This window comes from Methylovorus menthalis (genome assembly GCF_020523625.1).
In the GTDB taxonomy this organism is placed as follows: domain Bacteria; phylum Pseudomonadota; class Gammaproteobacteria; order Burkholderiales; family Methylophilaceae; genus Methylovorus; species Methylovorus menthalis.
On sequence record NZ_JAJAQH010000006.1, the window covers coordinates 1582633 to 1585947 of the forward strand.

The 3315-nt window shown below is 51.2% G+C and carries 2 protein-coding genes and 1 pseudogene; all 3 read right to left on the bottom strand.

Going from position 1 to position 3315, the window contains the following annotated elements; all coding sequences use genetic code 11:
- A partial coding sequence (locus tag LG204_RS13325) for an MCP four helix bundle domain-containing protein (protein ID WP_328441921.1) occupies positions 1 to 1878 on the bottom strand: 1878 nt, incomplete at its 3' end.
- Between the two features lie 453 nt (positions 1879 to 2331).
- Positions 2332 to 2571 (bottom strand): hypothetical protein, encoded by a 240-nt coding sequence (locus tag LG204_RS13330; RefSeq protein WP_230337731.1) that lies wholly within the window; start codon positions 2569 to 2571, stop codon positions 2332 to 2334.
- A gap of 375 nt (positions 2572 to 2946) precedes the next feature.
- Positions 2947 to 3315 (bottom strand): annotated as a pseudogene (locus LG204_RS13335) (methyl-accepting chemotaxis protein); the annotation flags it as partial.

Here is a 3315-nt window from a genome sequence, read left to right on the forward strand (position 1 = left end):
CACGGTGGAGGCCAACTGTTCCATGCTGGCAGCAGTCTTTTCCAAGGAAGATGCCTGGTCCTCCGTACGGCGGCTCAAGTCAGAGTTGCCCTGCGCAATTTCCTTCGCGGCCGTGTTGATCGCGTCGGCCGCTTCCTTCACCGTGCTGATCGGGCCTACGATCATTTCCAGCGTTTCATTCACGCCATCCACAATCTTGCGGAAATCGCCCGGATGGCGGCTGGCATCGGCACGCACCGATACACGGCCTTCATTGGCAGCGCGCACCAGCATCTGTACATCTTCATTCAAGGCCTTGAGGTTTTTGCGTACTTGCTCAACGGTTTCGTTAATATAGGCCTTCTTGCCGGGGAACTGCTCCAGCTCGGCATTGAAGTCGCCCTCACCAAAGGCTTTTACACAGGCCATGGCCTGCTCCATTAGCTTGACGTGACCACCCACCATGATATTGACGTTCTCGGCCACCTTGCTGAAGTCGCCCTTGAACAAGTGGGCGTGCAGCGTCATGTCGATATTGCCTTGCTCATGTTCGTTGCTGACCCATTTGATCGAATCGATCAGGCCTTGCAGGTTGCCACGGACCTTTTCCAAGCTTTTATTGATGGAAGCCTTCTTGCCAGGGAATGGATCAACTTTGACAGTAAAGTCGCCATTGCCGATAGCGGTGACGAACCCCACGATCTTGTTCTTCTCTTCAATATGGTCACCGACCATATCATTGACCCCGGCAGCCACTTCGGCATAAGAGCCGCTGTACTTGCTGACATCCATGACCACGTCATCTTCGCCCTCGCGATGCTGGGTTGACATGTAATGCATATCGGAAATCAGGGTCTGGATATTCTGGCGCAAGCCTTCCACGCCCTTGTTAATAAAGGCAAGGTCACCTGGCAGGGTTTGCAGGGTCTTGGTGAAATCGCCCTGGGAGAATGCCGTAATGCAGGACATGGACTTATTCAACACGTCGGCGTAATTGGCCACCATGTGGTTGATCTTATCAGCCAGGGTATTGAATTCACCATTGAAGCGGCTGCTGACGATGCTCGCGCGCATATTGCCGGCTTCATGCTGATCAGCCAGGGTTTCCAGATCCTTGAGCAGCGTGACGATCGTGTCGGTCATCTGCTTCATCGAATACATCAGGCTGCTTTTATCGTCATTGGCCAGTTTGATCGCCACATGCAAATCGCCAGCCGCAATGCGCTTGGCCACTTGCGCAGCCAGAGCGGGCTCGCCACCGAGTTGGCGCATGAGAGTGCGGATGATCATGAAACCGATCACAGCCACCAGTGCCAGAGCCACGATCGCGATAATGATCATGAACTCGGTAGCACTGGCCTTGATGGCGGCGGCCTCTTCGGCGCTCTGGATGGCAAGTTGCACATTGTGCTGTCTGTGATCGCTGATCGCCTTTTGCAGCTTGCTGATGGTGGTGTCACCTGCCAGAAGCGAGTCCCGGGCTTCATCATGCTTGTTTGCCAGAGAGAGTGTCAGCACACTGCCGGCGAGGGTGTCGTAGTCAGCGAGCAACAGGCGATCAACCTGCAGCATGCGCTTGTCTTCTTCGTCGGAGATATTATTGTCTTCGTATTTTTTCAGGGTATCGGTCAGTCGCACATGTGCTGCAGCGACTTTGGTCTCGATCTCCGCTTTCTTGGCATTATCCTGATTGGTCATGTGTTGCCATACCAGGGTGTTCAATTCCTCGAACTCGCTGAGTGCCTCATCCAGCCGGGCAATACTGGGCATGGAATCCACATTCGAAAAGTTGGTGATGTCATAGACACGATTAATCTGGTGATAGGCCAATCCGGCCAGGGACACCAGCCCCAGAATGGCAACCGCCATCAAAAGATACATACGTTTAGCGACAGTCATTTCTGTTCTCCGACTTCATTATTATGTTGTTCCATGCCGAGGCATTAACCCAATGCAGCGCTCGCCTAACCGAGCTTCAAGCTTCTACATCTCTTACGTGTAAATTCCGCAGAACTTGAATCCCCGAGCTCACTTTATTTCACTATCCGCTTATGCATCGATAAACCCAGCGCATAAAGCAAGGTTTTAGCCTTGGAACCTACTATACGGCGCTGTCAACGTATGCCATTAAACGAACAAGGCTGGAATTACGGCTTATTTAAGCAACAACACCTAGATTTTTGTTCATATGCACCAGGAATTGATGCCGATATTGCCTGTATACGGGATATACAGACGAAAAAAAACCGCTTCAATTTGAAGCGGTTAGTACATCTTGGGTGCTAACAGGGCGAGAGCAGTGGTCGCGGAGATGAGACTTGGCTCTCGGGCATGTGCTACCCGTCGTGTTTGTTACTTGGACTGCACATCCTTGGCATCAACCAGGATAGTCTTGCCATCTTTACCAACAGCCAGTTTCTTGGCTTCAGCTTCGGCAACAGCGTTACCCTTCATGTGGGCGGCAGTGTCAGCACTGTTGTCATTGGTGCAGATACGGCCCATTACGCTAACCTTGCATACTTCTTCAGCCTGAACATTGAATGCTGCCATTGCAGCTACCAGGGAAACGATTGCTACGATCATCTTTGTCATTTGTCATTCTCCATGTAGGGATAAATAGGTACTGCAGCCTAGCGAGGCGCTCACTTCTCGATCATCGCTATCTGAACCTGCTACGACTTAAATCCCGGATTTCTTTAGGAAAATTACACATCATTAACAATAAAGTTTCCCGAAAAACATCGTGAAAACCGTATAAATTTATAAAATATCCAATATAATCAATCACTAATAAAACTTTAGGGTTTAATTTAAAAAAACATCCCGAAACTTCATATGTCGCTGATTTCTTACACGATTTACACATTCTTACAATCTGAACAGCCTGATTTCCTATTCAAATAAAAAAGCCCCGGATTAACCGGGGCTTTTTTCAGGCATACCGCCTGTCATGCGGCGGGCGGGTGTTTAAAACTCTTCCCACTCGTCTTCGTTCACACTGCTTTTGGCCGCTACTTTCAGCACTGGCGCTGCAGACCTGGAAGCAGCCACTGGACGTGCCGCTGGCTGATGAGTCACGCGACTGACTTCTGGCCTGGCCAGCATCTTGGCCGCCGCAGGTACATGGGTATCGCCTGCGCGCAACTTGAATCCAGCCACCGCATCAGTCAAGGCACTCGCCTGTTCGACCAGTGATTCGGCAGCCGCAGCAGCCTCTTCCACCAGGGCCGTGTTCTGTTGTGTCACGTCGTCCATCTTGATCACCGCGTCGTTCACCTGCGCAATACCGGCGCTCTGCTCTTGCGAGGCGGCGGCAATTTCACCAATGATGTCCGA

What these genes read in the sequence shown, in the direction of transcription:
- LG204_RS13330 (WP_230337731.1), bottom strand. Translation starts at nt 2,571, where the DNA reads ATGACAAAGATGATCGTAGCAATCGTTTCCCTGGTAGCTGCAATGGCA.